Source organism: Microbacterium altimontanum, from assembly GCF_058349865.2.
This window is the reverse complement of sequence record NZ_JBYRJB020000004.1, coordinates 107,290-122,830: the sequence shown is the minus strand read 5'-3', so window position 1 is coordinate 122,830 and position 15,541 is coordinate 107,290. Positions and strand designations below refer to the sequence as shown.

The window sequence follows — 15,541 nt, the reverse complement described above, 5'->3', positions numbered from 1 at the left end:
TCCCGCCTCGGCAGGTGACGGCGGATGCGCCTACTGGCCTGCGCGCTCCAGGATGAGCTCGCGCACGCGAGCCGCGTCGGCCTGGCCGCGCATCGCCTTCATCACCGCGCCGATGATCGCCCCGGCGGCCTGCACCTTGCCGTCCCTGATCTTCGCGAGCACGTCCGGCTGCGCCCCGAGCGCCTCGTCGATCGCCGCGATCAGCGCGCCGTCGTCCGAAACGACGGCGAGCCCACGCGCGTCCACGATCTCCTGCGGGGTCCCCTCGCCGGCGACCATTCCCTCGAGCACCTGGCGGGCGAGCTTGTCGGTGAGCGTCCCCGCGTCGACGAGCTTCTGCAGCTCGGCGACGGCGACCGGTTCGACGAGATCACTCGCTTCACGGTCGGCGGCGTTCGCGAGGCGGGCGATCTCGCCGGTCCACCACTTGCGCGCAGCGGCCGGGGCGGCGCCGGCCGCGATCGTCTGCTCGACCTCTGCCAGCACGCCGCCGTTCACGACATCCTGGAACTCGAGGTCGGTGAAGCCCCACTCCCCCTTCAGACGACGACGGCGGGTCGCCGGCGGCTCGGGCAGGGCCGCGCGAAGCTCGTCGATCAGCGCGGGCGACGGCACCACCGGAAGCAGGTCGGGCTCGGGGAAGTAACGGTAGTCGTCGGCATCCGACTTCGGGCGGCCGGGCGATGTGGTGCCGGTGTCCTCGTGCCAGTGCCGGGTCTCCTGGGTGATCGAGCCGCCGTCGGCGAGGATCGCCGCCTGACGCTGGATCTCATAGCGCACAGCACGCTCGACGGAGCGCATGGAGTTGACGTTCTTCGTCTCCGTGCGGGTGCCGAGCTTCTCCTGCCCGCGGGGACGCAGCGACACGTTGGCGTCGCAGCGCAGGTTTCCGCGCTCCATGCGGGCGTCCGAGATGCCGAGCGCGATCACGATGTCGCGAATCGTGCGCACGTACGCTGCCGCGAGCTCCGGGGCGCGGTGCTCGGCGCCGAAGATCGGCTTGGTGACGATCTCGACGAGAGGCACACCGGCACGGTTGTAGTCGACGAGCGAGTACTCGGCGCCCTGGATGCGACCGGTCGACCCACCCACATGCGTGAGCTTTCCGGCGTCCTCCTCCATGTGCGCGCGCTCGATCGGCACCTGCACGAGGGTGCCGTCGGCGAGTTCGACCTCGACCTGGCCCTCGAAGGCGATCGGCTCGTCGTACTGCGAGATCTGGTAGTTCTTGCCGAGGTCGGGGTAGAAGTAGTTCTTCCGCGCGAAGCGGCTCGACGGGGCGATCGAGCAGCCGAGTGCGAGGCCGAGGCTGATCGAATACCGCACCGCCTGCTCGTTCACCACCGGCATCGATCCGGGAAGGCCCAGGTCGACGGGGGCGAGGTCGGTGTTCGGCTCGCGGCCGAACGAGTTCGGCGCCGCGGAGAACATCTTCGTCTTGGTGTTCAGCTCGACGTGGACCTCGAAGCCGAGCACCGGCTCGTACAGCTCGAGGGCCTTGTCGAAGTCCATCAGCTTGGTTGCGGCCATCAGTGCGTCCCTCCCAGAATCGGTGCCTTCTCGAGCAGCGGAGCGCCCCACGAGTCGACGAGCAGTGCTTCGGTGGCGGCGCCGACCCGGTACAGGCGGGCGTCCTCGCGGGCGGGCGCGAGGAACTGGATGCCGACCGGCAATCCGTCATCCGCGGCGAGGCCCGACGGGATGGAGATGCCGGGCACACCGGCGAGGTTCGCCGGGATCGTGGTGAGGTCGTTGAGATACATCTGCAGCGGGTCGTCGATCTTCTCGCCGAGCTTGAAGGCCGTGGTGGGCGCCGACGGAGTGGCGATGACGTCGACCTGCGTGAACGCCTCGTCGAAGTCGCGCTGGATGAGCGTGCGCACCTTCTGTGCCGAGCCGTAGTACGCGTCGTAGTAGCCGGCCGAGAGGGCGTAGGTGCCGAGGATGACGCGACGCTTGACTTCGTCGCCGAAGCCGGCGTCGCGCGTGGCAGCCATGACGTCTTCGACCGTGCCGCCGGTGTTCACGCGCAGGCCGAAGCGCACGGAGTCGAACTTCGCGAGGTTGCTGGATGCCTCGGCCGGCAGGATCAGGTAGTAGGCGGCCACTCCGTACTCGAAGTGCGGAGCGCTGATCTCGACGATCTCAGCGCCCTGCGCCTCCATCAGCGCGAGCGCGTCACGGAACGACTGCGCGATGCCCGGCTGGAAGCCGCTGTCGGGCAGCTCCTTCACGACGCCGACCTTGAGCCCCTTCAGGACGGCACCGGTTGCGCCCTCGCGGGCGGCGTCGGCGAACGACGGCCAGTCGTCGGTGAGCGACGTCGAGTCGTACGGGTCGTGCCCGCCGATGACGTCGTGCAGGAGGCCGGCGTCGAGCACCGTGCGGGTCACGGGACCGACCTGGTCGAGGGATGAGGCGAGCGCGATCGCGCCGTAGCGGCTGACGCCGCCGTACGTCGGCTTGACGCCGACGGTGCCGGTGAGGTGCGCGGGCTGGCGGATCGAGCCGCCCGTGTCGGACCCGAGGGCGAGCGGCGCCTCGAAGGCTGCGACGGCGGCGGCCGATCCGCCGCCGGAACCGCCGGGAACGCGATCGAGGTCCCAGGGGTTGTGCGTGGGGCCGTACGCGGAGTGCTCGGTCGAGGAGCCCATGGCGAACTCGTCCATGTTCGTCTTGCCGAGCGGGATGAGCCCAGCCGCACGTGAGCGGGCGACGACCGTCGCATCGAAGGGCGACATGTAGCCCTCGAGGATCTTCGATCCGCTCGTGGACGGCATGTCGGTCGTGACGAGCACGTCCTTGACGGCGAGCGGCACGCCGGCGACGGGGCCGAGCTTCTCCCCGGCCGCGCGGCGACGATCGATGTCGGCCGCCGCATCCAGTGCCTTCTCATTCACGTGCAGGAAGGCGTGCACGTCGCCGTCGACGGCGGCGATGCGGTCGAGGTGAGCCTGCGTCGCCTCAACGGACGAGACCTCACCCGAGGCGAGCTTGTCGGCGAGCTCGGCGGCGGTCAGCGTGATGATGTCGCCCACTGCTCCTCGCTGTGTCATTGTTCTTCTCCGAGGATGGCGGTGACGCGGAAGCGGCCGTCGGCGGCATCCGGGGCGTTCTGCAGCGCCTGCTCGCGGGTCAGCGTCTCGCCGACCTCGTCGGGCCGGAACACGTTCTGCAGTGCGATGGGGTGGCTCGTCGCGGGCACGTCGGGGGTGGCGACCTTCGAGACCTTCGCGATGTTGTCGACGATGACGTCGAGCTGACCGGTGAGGCGCTCGACTTCGGCGTCCCTCAGCTTGATGCGAGCGAGCACACCGAGATGGCGCACGAGATCGGGGGTGATTTCAGACACCCCTCCAGTCTATGGGCGGCCGGATGCCGGCCCCGGCCGACCGCCTCTGGTGGGCATACGGGACGCGTAGGCTGGATCGGTGACGACGTTCGACCCGCCCCGCCCGTGGACCGCCAGCTATGCCGCCGGTGTACCGGAAGACCTCGACCCGGTCAGCGGTTCGCTCGTCGACATCGTCGCCGCATCCGCGCGCGACTATCCCGACGCACCGGCCCTCGAGTTCTTCGGCCGGGTGACGACCTACCGAGAGCTGCAGAACCAGATCGACCGAGCGGCGGCGGGACTGAAGGCCCTCGGCGTCGGCGCCGGCGACCGCGTCGCGATCGTGCTGCCGAACTGCCCGCAGCACATCGTCGCGTTCTACGCGATCCTGCGCCTCGGCGCGGTCGCCGTCGAGCACAATCCGCTCTACACGCCCCGCGAGCTGCGCAAGCAGTTCGAGGACCACGGCGCGAAGACCGCGATCGTGTGGAGCAAGGTCGCCAAGACCGTCCAGAGCTTCCCCGCCGACCTCGCCGTCACGAACCTCGTCACGGTCGACGTGACGAAGGCGATGCCGCTCGGCACCCGCCTCGCGCTCAAGCTGCCGGTCGCCAAAGCGCGCGCCTCGCGCGACGCCCTGCATGAGCGCGTCACCGGGACGATCGGGTGGGAGCAGCTGGTCGCCGCGGAGCCGCTGTCCGCCGCCCACCCGGCCCCCGCGACCGACGACCTCGCGATCATCCAGTACACGAGCGGCACGACGGGCACCCCCAAGGGCGCCTCCCTCACCCACCGCAACCTGCTCGCCAACGCCGCCCAGGCGCGCGCCTGGGTCCCGCAGATCGTCCGAGGCGACGGATGCGTCGTCTACGCGGTGCTGCCCATGTTCCACGCGTACGGCCTCACGCTGTGCCTCACCTTCGCCATGTCGATGGGCGCCCGGCTCGTGCTGTTCCCGAAGTTCGACGCCGACATGGTGCTCGCCGTCACCAAGAAGCATCCGGCGACCTTCCTCCCGCTCGTGCCACCCATCGCCGATCGTCTCCTCAAGGCGGCGCAGGAGAAGGGCGTCTCGCTGAAGGGCACCGAGATCGCCATCTCGGGCGCGATGGCGCTCCCTCACGAGTTGGTCGTGCCGTTCGAGAAGGCGTCAGACGGGTACCTCGTGGAGGGCTACGGTCTGTCGGAATGCTCGCCGGTGCTCATGGCCAACCCCGTCGCCGACAATCGCGTGCCGGGCACCGTCGGCCTGCCCATGCCGGGGACGGAGTGCCGCGTCGTGGACCCCGACGACCCGACGCAGGATGTCGCGCCGGGAACGCCCGGGGAACTCGTCGTGCGCGGACCGCAGGTGTTCGGCGGCTACTACGGCAAGCCCGAGGAGACCGAGGCGGTCTTCGTCGACGGCTGGTTCCGCACCGGTGACATCGTGACGATCGACGACGCGGGATTCGTGCGCATCGTCGACCGGATCAAGGAGCTCATCATCACCGGCGGCTTCAACGTCGCGCCCACCGAGGTCGAGTCGGCACTCCGCCAGCATCCGGACGTCGACGACGCCGCTGTCGTGGGCCTGCCGAGCGAGCACTCCGGCGAAGAGGTCGTCGCCGCCCTCGTCCTCTCGCCCGACGTCGCCGAGCCCGACGTCGAGGCCATCCGCGCCTTCGCCCGGGGCATCCTCACCCCCTACAAAGTCCCGCGCCGGGTCTTCGTCGTCGACGAGCTGCCGACGAACCTCATGGGCAAGGTGCTGCGCCGCCAGGTGCGCGAGAAGCTGCTCGAACTGACAGGAGCCGGATCATGACCGACACGACAACGGATGCCGCGGCTCCGGCCGAACCGGAGAAGCCCGGGTTCGAGCAGCTGGGCATCGCCGGGCCCGTGCTCGCGGCGATCCACGACCTCGGCTATGAGACGCCGTCGGCCATCCAGGCGGCAACGATCCCGCTGCTGCTCGGCGGTCGCGACGTGCTCGGCACCGCGCAGACCGGCACCGGCAAGACCGCCGCCTTCGCCCTTCCCGTCCTCGAGCGGCTCGACCTCTCACAGAAGACTCCGCAGGCGCTCGTCCTCGCGCCGACGCGCGAGCTCGCCCTCCAGGTCTGCGAGGCGTTCGAGTCGTACGCCGCGCGGATGAAGGGCGTGCACGTGCTCCCCGTCTACGGCGGTCAGGGGTACGGGCAGCAGCTGTCGGCGCTGCGCCGCGGGGTGCACATCGTCGTCGGAACTCCCGGCCGCATCATGGACCACCAGGCGAAGGGCACCCTCGACCTCTCCGAGCTGAAGTACCTCGTCCTCGACGAGGCGGACGAGATGCTCAAGATGGGCTTTGCGGAGGACGTGGAGCAGATCCTCGCGCAGACGCCCGAGGACAAGCAGGTGGCGCTGTTCTCGGCCACGATGCCGGCAGCGATCCGCCGGCTCGCCCAGCAGTACCTGCGCGACCCGGAAGAGGTCGCGATCAAGACGAAGACCACCACGAACCAGAACATCACGCAGCGCTATCTCGTCGTGTCGTACGCGCAGAAGGTCGACGCGCTGACGCGCATCCTCGAGGTGGAGAACTTCGACGGCGTGATCGTGTTCGTGCGGACGAAGAACGAGACCGAGACGCTCGCGGAGAAGCTGCGCGCCCGCGGCTACTCCGCCGCCGCGATCAACGGCGACGTCCCCCAGGCGCAGCGCGAGCGGTCGGTGAACCAGCTGAAGGACGGCAAGCTCGACATCCTCGTGGCGACGGATGTCGCGGCCCGCGGCCTCGATGTCGAGCGGATCAGCCACGTCATCAACTTCGACATCCCGACCGACACCGAATCGTACGTGCACCGGATCGGCCGGACGGGCCGGGCAGGGCGCTCGGGCGATGCGATCAGCTTCATCACGCCACGTGAACGCTACCTGCTGAAGCACATCGAGCGGGCGACGCGCCAGGAGCCGGCGCAAATGCAGCTGCCGACGACCGAAGACGTCAACACGACGCGTCTCGCCCGCTTCGACGACGCGATCACGGCGGCGCTCGAGGCGACCGGTCGCATCGAGGCGTTCCGCGACATCATCGACCACTACGTGCGCCACCACGACGTGCCGGAGTCGGACGTGGCGGCGGCCCTCGCCGTCGTCGCGCAGGGTGAGACACCGCTGCTGCTCGACCCGGGCAACGACCCGCTCGCGGCGTCCGTCGACGCGGCGGGACGGCCGCCGCGGGAGCGGTCCTCGAAGGGCGAGCGCTCCGGTCGGGGCGAACGCGAGCCGCGCGAACCCCGGCGCGGTCGGGGCGACTACGCGCCGTACCGCATCGAGGTCGGGCGACGCCACCGCGTCGAGCCGCGGCAGATCGTGGGCGCGCTCGCCAACGAGGGCGGGTTGCGGCGGGACGACTTCGGCGCCATCGCGATCAAGCCCGACTTCTCGATCGTCGAGCTGCCGATGAATCTCGACCCGGCGGTGCTCGAGCGGCTGCGCGACACCCGCATCTCGGGGCGGCTCATCGAGATCCGGCCCGACCGGGGCGCTCCGAACCGGCGCCGTGCTCCTCGCGAGGGAGGATTCGATCGCGACGATCGACGTCCGCCGCGTGCCGCCCGCGACGAACGGCCGCAGCGCGACGACCGGCCGCAGCGCGAGGACCGGCCGCAGCGGAAGCCCCGCCACAAGCACTGAGCCGAGGGCGGCGCGCGCGGTCGTGTCTCGCGACGGTTGCGGCCGGCGCCCGCTTCCGCCGACGGCCATGGCGGCCACGGCGGAGGCGGCGGCCACGGTGGGCCGCTGCGGGCGCCGCGGGCCACGGCGGGGGCGTGGGGCTACAGGTTCCCGCTGATGCGCCACCCTTTTCCTGGCGCATCAGCGGAAGACTGCCTCACCGGGACGAATCCTGACGCATCAGCAGGATGCGACAGCATTCGGCGGCGCCGACGGTTTCTTGGCAGCGGCACAGTGCCGGCACCCCCGCGGAGGTGCGAGGAGCCCGGCGACGGCCACGGTGGGCAGCTGTGAGCGCGCGGGCCACGGCGGAGGCGCGGGGTTACAGGTTCCCGCTGATGCGCCACCTTTTTCCTGGCGCATCAGCGGAAGACTGCCGCACCGGGAAGAATCCTGACGCATCAGCAGGATGCGACAGCATTCGGCGGCGCCGGCGGTTTGCAGCAGCGGCACGCTGCCGACACGGCCCAGGCAGGTGCGAGCAGCCCGGGGAGGTCCGAGGCGCTCTGCAGCGCGGTGAAGCGACGGGCGCGCGGGTCAGTCGAGCGCGGCGGGGCCCTGCTCGACGAGGACCTTGAACTGCGCGGCGTCGATGATCCGGACTCCGAGGTCCTCGGCCTTCGCGAGCTTGGAGCCAGCGCCGGGGCCCGCGGCGACGAAGTCGGTCTTCTTCGAGACGGATGACGCGGCCTTGCCGCCCGCGGCGATGATCGCCTCCTGCGCGCCCTCCCGCGTGTAGCCCTCGAGCGATCCCGTCGCGACGACGGTGATCCCGTCGAGCACTCCCCCGCCATCGGCCGCCGCTCCCGGGCCAGGGTGACCCGGCGTCGCCCACTGCACGCCGGCCGCAGCCCAGCGCTCCACGATCTCCCGATGCCAGTCCACGTCGAACCAGTCGCGCAGCGACTCCGCGATGATGCCGCCCACGCCCTCGACGGCCGCGAGCTCCTCGACGGATGCGTCGCGGATGGCGTCGAGCGACCCGAACCACTGCGCGAGCGCGCGAGCCGCCACCGGACCGACATGCCGGATGTTCAGCGCCACGAGGAGCCGCCAGAGCTCCTTCGTCTTCGCCTTCTCGAGCTCCGCGAGCAGCTTCACCGCCGCCGAGGAGGGCTGTGGGCCGTCGAGACCCGCCTTCCGCTCCTGCGGCGTCGGGTTGCGGCGGAACGGGCTGCGTGTCTTCACGACGCCGTCGTCGTCCTCCTTCGGCAGTCCCGTCTCCGCGTCGCGGACCACGACCGAGATCGGCACGAGCTCGTCCAGAGTCAGGTCGAACAGGCCGGCCTCCGTGTCGAGCGGCGCCACCGCCGGCGGTTCGGCCTGCGTCAGGGCCGCCGCCGTCACCTCGCCGAGCACCTCGATGTCGAGCGCCCCACGCGAGCCGATGTGCTCGACGCGCCCGCGCACCTGCGCCGGGCACGACCGCGTGTTCGGGCAGCGCAGGTCGATGTCGCCCTCCTTCGCCGGGGCGAGGACGGATCCGCACTCCGGACATCGCTCGGGCATGACGAACTCGCGCTCCGTGCCGTCCCGCAGCTCCACGACGGGGCCGAGGACCTCGGGGATGACATCGCCGGCCTTGCGCAGCACCACCGTGTCGCCGATCAGCACGCCCTTCGCCTTCACGACGTCCTTGTTGTGCAGCGTCGCCTGGCGTACGACCGATCCCGCCACGTGCGCGGGAGCCATCACGGCGAACGGCGTCGCCCGGCCGGTGCGACCCACCGACACGACGATGTCGAGCAGCTTCGTCTGCACCTCCTCCGGCGGGTACTTGTAGGCGATCGCCCACCGCGGCGCCCGGCTGGTCTGTCCGAGCTCGGCGTGCAGGGCGAGCTCGTCGACCTTCACGACGATGCCGTCGAGCTCATGCTCGATGTCGTGCCGATGCTCGCCGTAGTACGACACGAACTCGACGACCTCGTCGATCGTTCGACACACCTTCGTGTGCGGACTCGTCGGCAGACCCCACTGCGCCAGCAGCTCGTAGACCTCGCTCTGGGTCGCGACCGGCGGGTTCTCCCAGGCGCCGATGCCGTGCACATACAGCGAGAGCGACTCGACGCGCAGCATCCCGGCCTCGTGTTCGAGGCCTTCCTTCTTGTCGAGCTGCTGGCGCAGTCCGCCGCTGGCGGCGTTGCGCGGATTGGCGAACGCCGGAAAGCGCCGCGCCGCCGCGGCCTTCGCCTTCTCCTCGTCGAACGGCTTCTTCGCACCGCCGCGTGCCGTCCATCGCGCCAGGGCGTCGTCGTACGCGCGGTCGCGGAACGCGGCCTGGGCGGCGTTCAGCCGTTCGAACGCCGCAACGGGGATGAACACCTCGCCGCGCACCTCCACCAGCGGCGGATGCCCCGTGCCCGACAGGCGGGGCGGGATGTCGGCGAGACGCAGTGCGTTCTCGGTGACGATCTCGCCGACCCGCCCGTCGCCGCGGGTGGCCGCCGAGGTGAGCACGCCGTTCTCGTAGCGGAGGCTGATCGCGAGGCCGTCGATCTTCAGCTCGGTCAGCCATGCCACCTCGCGGCCGGCCGCCGCCTGCGTCTTCACGGCCCAGTCGCGCAGCTCCTCGACGGAGAACACGTTGTCGAGGCTCAGCATGCGCTCCGCGTGCTCGATCGTGTCGAGGCCCGTCGCCTCCGCGGCACCCACCATCTGCGTCGGCGAGTCCTGGCCCTGCAGTTCCGGGTACAGCCGCTCGAGCTCGGCGAGCCGCCGCATCCACCCGTCGTACGTCGCGTCGTCGACGAGGGACGTGTCGCGCCCGTAGTACGCGTCCTTCGCCTCGAGGATGCGCGTGGTGAGGCTCTCAGCCTCGGTGCGAGCGTCGTCCCGTGAGATGTTCTGCGCCACGGCTCGAGTCTACGAGCGGCCGCCGACGTTCACGCGTCGACGGGGACGGCGGAGACCGTGCGGTCGATCGTGAACTGCCCGATGACCCGGGTGCCGTCGTAGAGCACCGCCGTCTGCCCCGGAGCCACGCCGTCGAACGGATGCGTCGGCCGCACGGTGAGCACCCCGTCGGCGAGCTCGGCCTGCGCCGGGACCGGGTCGGCGTGCGCGCGGATCTGCACGTCGCAGGCGAACGCGCCGTCGGGCTGCGGACGGCCCGCCCAGCTGAACCGCTCCCCCGCGATCTCCGCACACGCCAGCGCCTCCTTCGGCCCGACGACGACGGTGTTGGAGACGGGCCGGACCTCGAGCACGAAGCGGGGCTTGCCGTCGGGGGCCGGCACGCCGAGCTGAAGTCCGCGCCGCTGGCCGACGGTGAACGCGTGGGCGCCGTGGTGCGTGCCGACGACAGCGCCCGTCCGGTCGACGACCTCCCCGTCGGCGGTGCCGACCTTGTCGGCGAGCCAGCCGCGTGTGTCGCCGTCGGGGATGAAGCAGATGTCGTAGCTGTCGGGCTTCTGCGCGACCGCCAGCCCCCGGCGCTCCGCCTCCGCACGCACGAGGTCCTTCGACGGCGTGTCGCCGAGGGGGAAGTAGGTGTGGGCGAGCTGCTCGGCCGTGAGAACGCCGAGCACGTACGACTGGTCCTTCGCCGCCTCCGACGCGCGGTGCAGCTCTCGGCCGTCGGGGGTGTCGACGAGTGCCGCGTAGTGCCCGGTGCAGACGGCGTCGAACCCGAGCTCCCGTGCGCGCTCGAGGAGCGCGGCGAACTTGATGTGCTGATTGCACCGCATGCAGGGGTTCGGGGTGCGCCCGGCCTGGTACTCGGCGATGAAGTCGTCGACGACGTCCTGGCGGAACCGCTCGGAGAAGTCCCAGACGTAGAACGGGATGCCCAGCACGTCGGCGACGCGGCGGGCGTCCATGGCGTCCTCGATCGTGCAGCAGCCCCGGCTGCCGGTGCGCAGCGTGCCGCCCGCCCGGGAGAGCGCGAGGTGCACGCCGACGACGTCGTGCCCCGCCTCGACCGCGCGTGCCGCGGCGACGGCGGAGTCGACGCCGCCACTCATCGCCGCGAGAATCCGCATCCCTCCAGTGTAGGAGCGCCGAGCTGGGTGCCGGCCGGACCGCGTGGGCCGGGTCTCCCTCGGCGTCCGGGCTGCGGTGACTCAGCCTCGACCGGCGGCGCGGGCGCGCTCCACCGCCGACGGCAGCGCTGCCAGGGCGGCGTCGACGTCCGCCCCCGTCGTCGTGCGACCGAGCGTGAACCGGAGCACCTGGCGGGCTTCGGCATCCGTCCGCCCCATCGCGGTCACGACGTGCGACGGCTCGGGGATGCCGGCCTGGCACGCCGATCCGGTCGAGGCGCAGACGCCGGCGCTGTCGAGCAGGAACAGGAGCGTCTCGCCGAGCGCGCCGGGGAACAGCACATGGGCGTTGCCGGGGAGACGGTCGACCGGGTCGCCGAGCAGCACCGCGCGGTCGATGGAGCGGAGGATGCCGTCGACGAGCCTGTCGCGGAGGGCGGCAAGTCGTGCCGCCTCGTTCTCCCGTTCCGCCTGCGCGAGCTCGGCGGCGACGGCGAACGCCGCCGCTCCCGGAACATCCTGTGTGCCGCTGCGCAGGCCGCGCTGCTGGCCCCCGCCGTGCAGGAGCGCGGCGGGAGCGGCATGGCGCGACACCACGAGGGCACCGACCCCGATCGGGCCGCCGACCTTGTGCGACGACACGCTCAGAGTGGAGAGTCCCGTGGCGCCTGCGGCGTGACCCCGCCAGGTGCGGAACGAGACCGGGATGTGCCCGAAGGCCGCGACAGCGTCGAGATGCAGCGGGACACCCGCGGCGGCGGCGGCCGCGGCGAGTGCGGCGGCGTCGCTGACGGTACCGACCTCGTTGTTCGCCACCAGAGCTGTCGCGAGGGCCGCACCCGGAAGGGCGTCGGCGAACGCGTAGGCGCCGATCCTGCCGATGGCGTCGAGCGCCACCGGCCGCACGACGGCTCCCTCGTGGGTGTGCAGCCACTCCACCGTGTCGAGGGTGGCGTGGTGCTCGCCGTCGGGAAGGACGACGGCATCGGTGCCGGCCGCGCGAGCCCACCAGAGGCCCTTCAGCGCGGTGTTGATGGACTCCGTGCCGCCGGAGGTCAGGACGACTTCGATGGGGTCGCAGTCGAGGACGGCCGCCAGGCGCTCCCGCGACTCCTCGAGCAGGCGGCGCGCATCCTGACCGGCGCGATGGATCGACGAGGCGTTTCCGACGCGCTGGGATGCCTCGAGCCAGGCGTCGCGCGCCTCAGGACGCAGCGGCGCCGATGCGGCGTCGTCGAGGTAGACCGTCACCGTTCCACTCTCGCACGCCGCATCAGTCCTCGGCGCGCGCCAGCGTCCCTGCGGCGACCCGCACGCGCACGGCGCCGGCGAATCCGAGCACGAGGAAGACCGCGGCGACGAGCAGTGCGATGCGCGTGGCATCGGCGAAGCCCGCCGACAGGGCGGCGACGATCGCGTCGGCATGCTGTCCACGCAGCTGCGCGATCGTGGCGCCGGCGCTGGTGCGCGTCGCGGCGACGAGCTCCTCGGCGCGGCCGCCGGTGAGCCCGGCGTCGGATGTCGCGGCGGGAAGCGTGACGGCGAGGGCGACCGAGAGCGCGGCGCCCGAGAGGGCGGTGCCCAGGGCGCTGCCCACCTGTCGCACGGTGCTCTGGGTCGCCGACCCCTGCCCCGACTGCCGGGACGGCACATCGCGCAGCACGGTGCCGGTCAGCTGCGCCGATGCGAATCCGAGGCCCAGTCCGTAGACGGCCAGCAGTCCCGCGATGAGCCACGGCGACGCATCCGGCTGCACGAGAAGCGCGACGGCGGCGATACCCACGACCTCGAGCGCGAGGCCGACGAGAACGACGGCGGGGGCGCCCAGGCGTGCTGAGAGGTGCCGCGCGAGCGCGCCTGACACGAACGCGCCGAGCGCCATGGCGGCCAGCACGAGCCCCGCCTGCATCACGTCGAGTCCGCGGGCGTTGACGAGGTACAGCGGCAGGACGAAGACGATCGCGAACTCGCCGACCGCGACCGCCCCGGCCGTCACGTTCCCCCAGCGGAACGTCGCGAGCCGGAACAGCGACAGGTCGAGAAGGACCGACCTCTCCGCCCGGGCGCGGGCGGCCTCGCACAGGACGAACCCGACGATCCCGAGGATCGCCACCGCCGCCAGCGGCGGGATGGGTGAGACGGATGCCGTCGCCGGCCAGGTGAGACCGAACAGCGTGGCGTCGCGTCGGGGTCTCCACCAGCCGAGATCGGGGCCCTCGATCACGACGAAGACGAGGGCGGCGAATCCGACGGCGCTCAGGACCGCGCCGCCGATGTCCGGACCGCCGTCAGGACGACTGTCGCTCGTCTCGCGCACCGTGAGCAGCGCCGCGACCAGCACGAGCGCTCCCAGCGGCAGGTTGACGAGGAAGATCCACTGCCACGACGCGTATTCGGTCAGCGCACCGCCGATGAGCGGCCCGACCGCCGCGGCGCCGGAGATCACCGCGCCCCACACGCCGAACGCCGCCGCCCGGTATCTCCCCCGGAACGTCGCGTTCACGCTGGACAGCGTCGTGGGGAGGATGAGCGACGCGCCCGCCGCCTGCACTGCGCGCGCAGCGATCAGCGGTCCCGCTGCGGCCGCGGCCGCCGCCCACCCGCTGCCGGCCATGAACACCACGATGCCGGTGAGGAACAGCCGCCTGCGTCCCCAGCGGTCCGCCAGCCGACCGGCCGACAGGAGGAGCGCGGCGAGGATCGCCGCGTACAGGCTCCCCACCCACTGCGCGTCACTGAGCGTGAGACGCAGCTCACGCACGATCTCGGGAAGCGCGACGCCGACGATCGTGCCGTCGAGCACGATCATGCCGAGTCCGGATGCGAGGGTGGCGAGACCGAGCCAGTCGCGGCGGCTCGGCGCGACGGCCGTCTCCGGCGACCGGGTCACCGTCATTCGAGCTGCCCCTGCGGGCGCCGCGTCCACACCGCCTGCCCGACGATGACGACGAGGACGCCGAGGCCGATGCTCAGCAGGATGTGGCCCATCCCGGCGATCCCCGCGGTAGCCGCCGTGGGAGTGCCTCCGGACAGGACGATCCCGCCGTGCACCGCCATCATCGCGGCGCTGAGGATCACGCCGGCGTTGTACACCCCGAAGAAGACCGGGAAGAGCCTGCTGCGCCCGAGGGCGAACACCCTGTCGAGGACGAGCACCACGAGCCCGACCACGAACCCGAGGGTGAGGAGGTGCGTGTGCAGGACGCCGAGCTGGAGCGGCTGACCCTCGGCGAGGCCCGCGTGCTTGGTGAGCTCGCGGTACGCGAGGCCCGAACCGAGCCCGAGCACCAGGTAGGCGGCCGTGGCCACGAAGAGGAAGCGCTGCGAGTGCTTCATGGGACTCCCATCCTTCAGTAACACTGATATAGCTTCAGTGTATCTGAAGGAAAGTGGTGCCGGCCCGTCAGCCCAGGCTCACCCCGAACAGCAGACCGAGGAGGTAGGTCACGGCGGCCGCCCCGAAGCCGATCAGCAGCTGGCGCAGCGCACGGCGCAGCGGTGGCGCGCCCGACAGCAGCCCCACCACGGCGCCGGTGCCCAGGAGGGCGATGCCCACGAGCGCCAGCGCGAGGACGACCGCGGGCAGGCCTGCCATCCCGAAGATCCACGGCAGGACGGGGATGACCGCGCCCGAGGCGAAGCAGAGGAAGCTCGACACCGCCGCCCGCCAGGCTCCGCCCACGACCTCATGGTCGTCGCCGAGCGCCACCGGGCCGGTGTGCGCAGCCGCGGCCTCGGGCCTGCGCGCCCTGTCGAGCACCCGCTGAGCACGGGCGAACGCGTCGTCGGCGGTCATCCCGCGGGATCGGTACACGAGGGCGAGTTCATTCGCATCGAGATCGAGGTCGGGCAGGATCCCGGCTGCGAACTCCGCTGGTTCGGTCGCGTCGAGCATCTCCCGCTGGGAGCGGACCGAGACGTACTCGCCCGCGCCCATCGACAGCGCACCGGCTAGGAGGCCTGCGAGCCCGCTGAACAGGACGAACTGGGGCGCCGCACCGGTGGCGCCGATGCCCATGACGAGCGCGAGGTTCGACACGAGACCGTCGTTCGCGCCGAACACCGCGGCGCGGAATCCTCCCGACAGCCGCCGTCTGCCTCGGGCGGCGAGGCCGCGCACGACCTCCTCATGCACCTTCTCGTCCGCGGCCATCGCAGCGGTGGCATGCGGGTCGGCATCGTACGGGGACCGTCCCTCCGCGTTCTGCGCGAGGGCGAGGACGAAGATCGAGCCGAAGTGCCGCGCCATCCATCCCAGCAGCCGCGTGCGTGCCGACGCACGAGGCGGGGATGCCGGCTCGCCGCCGAGCAGCGCGAGCCAGTGCGCCTCGTGCCGTCCCTCGGCCTCCGCGAGCGCGAGCAGGATGTCGCGCTCCTCCCCGGAGCGACGTCCGGCGAGCTCGCGATAGACGCGCGCCTCGGCGCGCTCGTTCACGAGGTACTGCGCCCAGCGGCGGCGGTCGCCCGGTGCGGGCGGGGCAGGGGTGGTCACGGCGTCTCCTCGGGTGGCGGGCCGTTCGAGGCTACC

11 protein-coding genes are annotated in these 15,541 nt (G+C 71.7%); 2 read left to right on the top strand and 9 right to left on the bottom strand.

Annotated elements, in window-relative coordinates; genetic code table 11:
* Window positions 1-30 precede the first annotated feature (30 nt).
* From gatB to gatC, 3 genes are read right to left on the bottom strand one after another with little or no spacing between them, the layout of a single operon-like run.
* Window positions 31-1,530: an Asp-tRNA(Asn)/Glu-tRNA(Gln) amidotransferase subunit GatB gene (gene gatB, locus AC3RX1_RS07835; RefSeq protein WP_491500670.1), complete on the bottom strand. Its 1,500-nt coding sequence runs from the start codon at window positions 1,528-1,530 to the stop codon at window positions 31-33.
* Window positions 1,530-3,056, bottom strand: a complete 1,527-nt coding sequence (gene gatA / locus AC3RX1_RS07830) for an Asp-tRNA(Asn)/Glu-tRNA(Gln) amidotransferase subunit GatA (RefSeq protein ID WP_491500669.1) — start codon at window positions 3,054-3,056, stop codon at window positions 1,530-1,532. The genes gatB and gatA overlap by 1 nt, the downstream gene beginning before the upstream one ends.
* A complete protein-coding gene (gene gatC, locus AC3RX1_RS07825; RefSeq protein WP_491500668.1) occupies window positions 3,053-3,352 on the bottom strand; it encodes an Asp-tRNA(Asn)/Glu-tRNA(Gln) amidotransferase subunit GatC in 300 nt (99 codons plus the stop codon). The genes gatA and gatC overlap by 4 nt, the downstream gene beginning before the upstream one ends.
* Before the next feature lie 79 nt (window positions 3,353-3,431).
* Here gatC and AC3RX1_RS07820 point away from each other — a divergent pair, with 79 nt between their 5' ends.
* Both AC3RX1_RS07820 and AC3RX1_RS07815 read left to right on the top strand, forming a co-directional pair.
* Complete coding sequence (locus AC3RX1_RS07820; RefSeq protein WP_491500667.1) at window positions 3,432-5,138, top strand: long-chain-fatty-acid--CoA ligase; 1,707 nt, start codon at window positions 3,432-3,434, stop codon at window positions 5,136-5,138.
* A complete protein-coding gene (locus AC3RX1_RS07815) occupies window positions 5,135-6,994 on the top strand; it encodes a DEAD/DEAH box helicase (protein WP_491500666.1) in 1,860 nt (619 codons plus the stop codon). The genes AC3RX1_RS07820 and AC3RX1_RS07815 overlap by 4 nt, the downstream gene beginning before the upstream one ends.
* A 576-nt stretch (window positions 6,995-7,570) precedes the next feature.
* Here the strand turns inward: AC3RX1_RS07815 and ligA are convergent.
* The 6 genes from ligA to AC3RX1_RS07785 form a co-directional block, all read right to left on the bottom strand.
* Window positions 7,571-9,886: an NAD-dependent DNA ligase LigA gene (ligA, locus tag AC3RX1_RS07810; protein WP_491500665.1), complete on the bottom strand. Its 2,316-nt coding sequence runs from the start codon at window positions 9,884-9,886 to the stop codon at window positions 7,571-7,573.
* 29 nt (window positions 9,887-9,915) lie between these two features.
* Window positions 9,916-11,013, bottom strand: a complete 1,098-nt coding sequence (gene mnmA, locus AC3RX1_RS07805) for a tRNA 2-thiouridine(34) synthase MnmA (protein ID WP_491500664.1) — start codon at window positions 11,011-11,013, stop codon at window positions 9,916-9,918.
* 81 nt (window positions 11,014-11,094) lie between these two features.
* The gene (locus AC3RX1_RS07800; RefSeq protein ID WP_491500663.1) at window positions 11,095-12,264 is read right to left on the bottom strand and encodes a cysteine desulfurase family protein; all 1,170 of its coding nucleotides are present in this window, start codon (window positions 12,262-12,264) and stop codon (window positions 11,095-11,097) included.
* Window positions 12,265-12,286: 22 nt separating this feature from the next.
* Window positions 12,287-13,909, bottom strand: a complete 1,623-nt coding sequence (locus AC3RX1_RS07795; protein ID WP_491500662.1) for an MFS transporter — start codon at window positions 13,907-13,909, stop codon at window positions 12,287-12,289.
* The gene (locus AC3RX1_RS07790) at window positions 13,906-14,349 is read right to left on the bottom strand and encodes a DUF2871 family protein (RefSeq protein WP_491500661.1); all 444 of its coding nucleotides are present in this window, start codon (window positions 14,347-14,349) and stop codon (window positions 13,906-13,908) included. Before AC3RX1_RS07790 ends, AC3RX1_RS07795 begins: the two co-directional genes overlap by 4 nt.
* Before the next feature lie 67 nt (window positions 14,350-14,416).
* On the bottom strand, window positions 14,417-15,505 hold the full coding sequence (locus tag AC3RX1_RS07785) for a VIT1/CCC1 transporter family protein (protein ID WP_491500660.1): 1,089 nt from the start codon (window positions 15,503-15,505) through the stop codon (window positions 14,417-14,419).
* Window positions 15,506-15,541 lie beyond the last annotated feature (36 nt).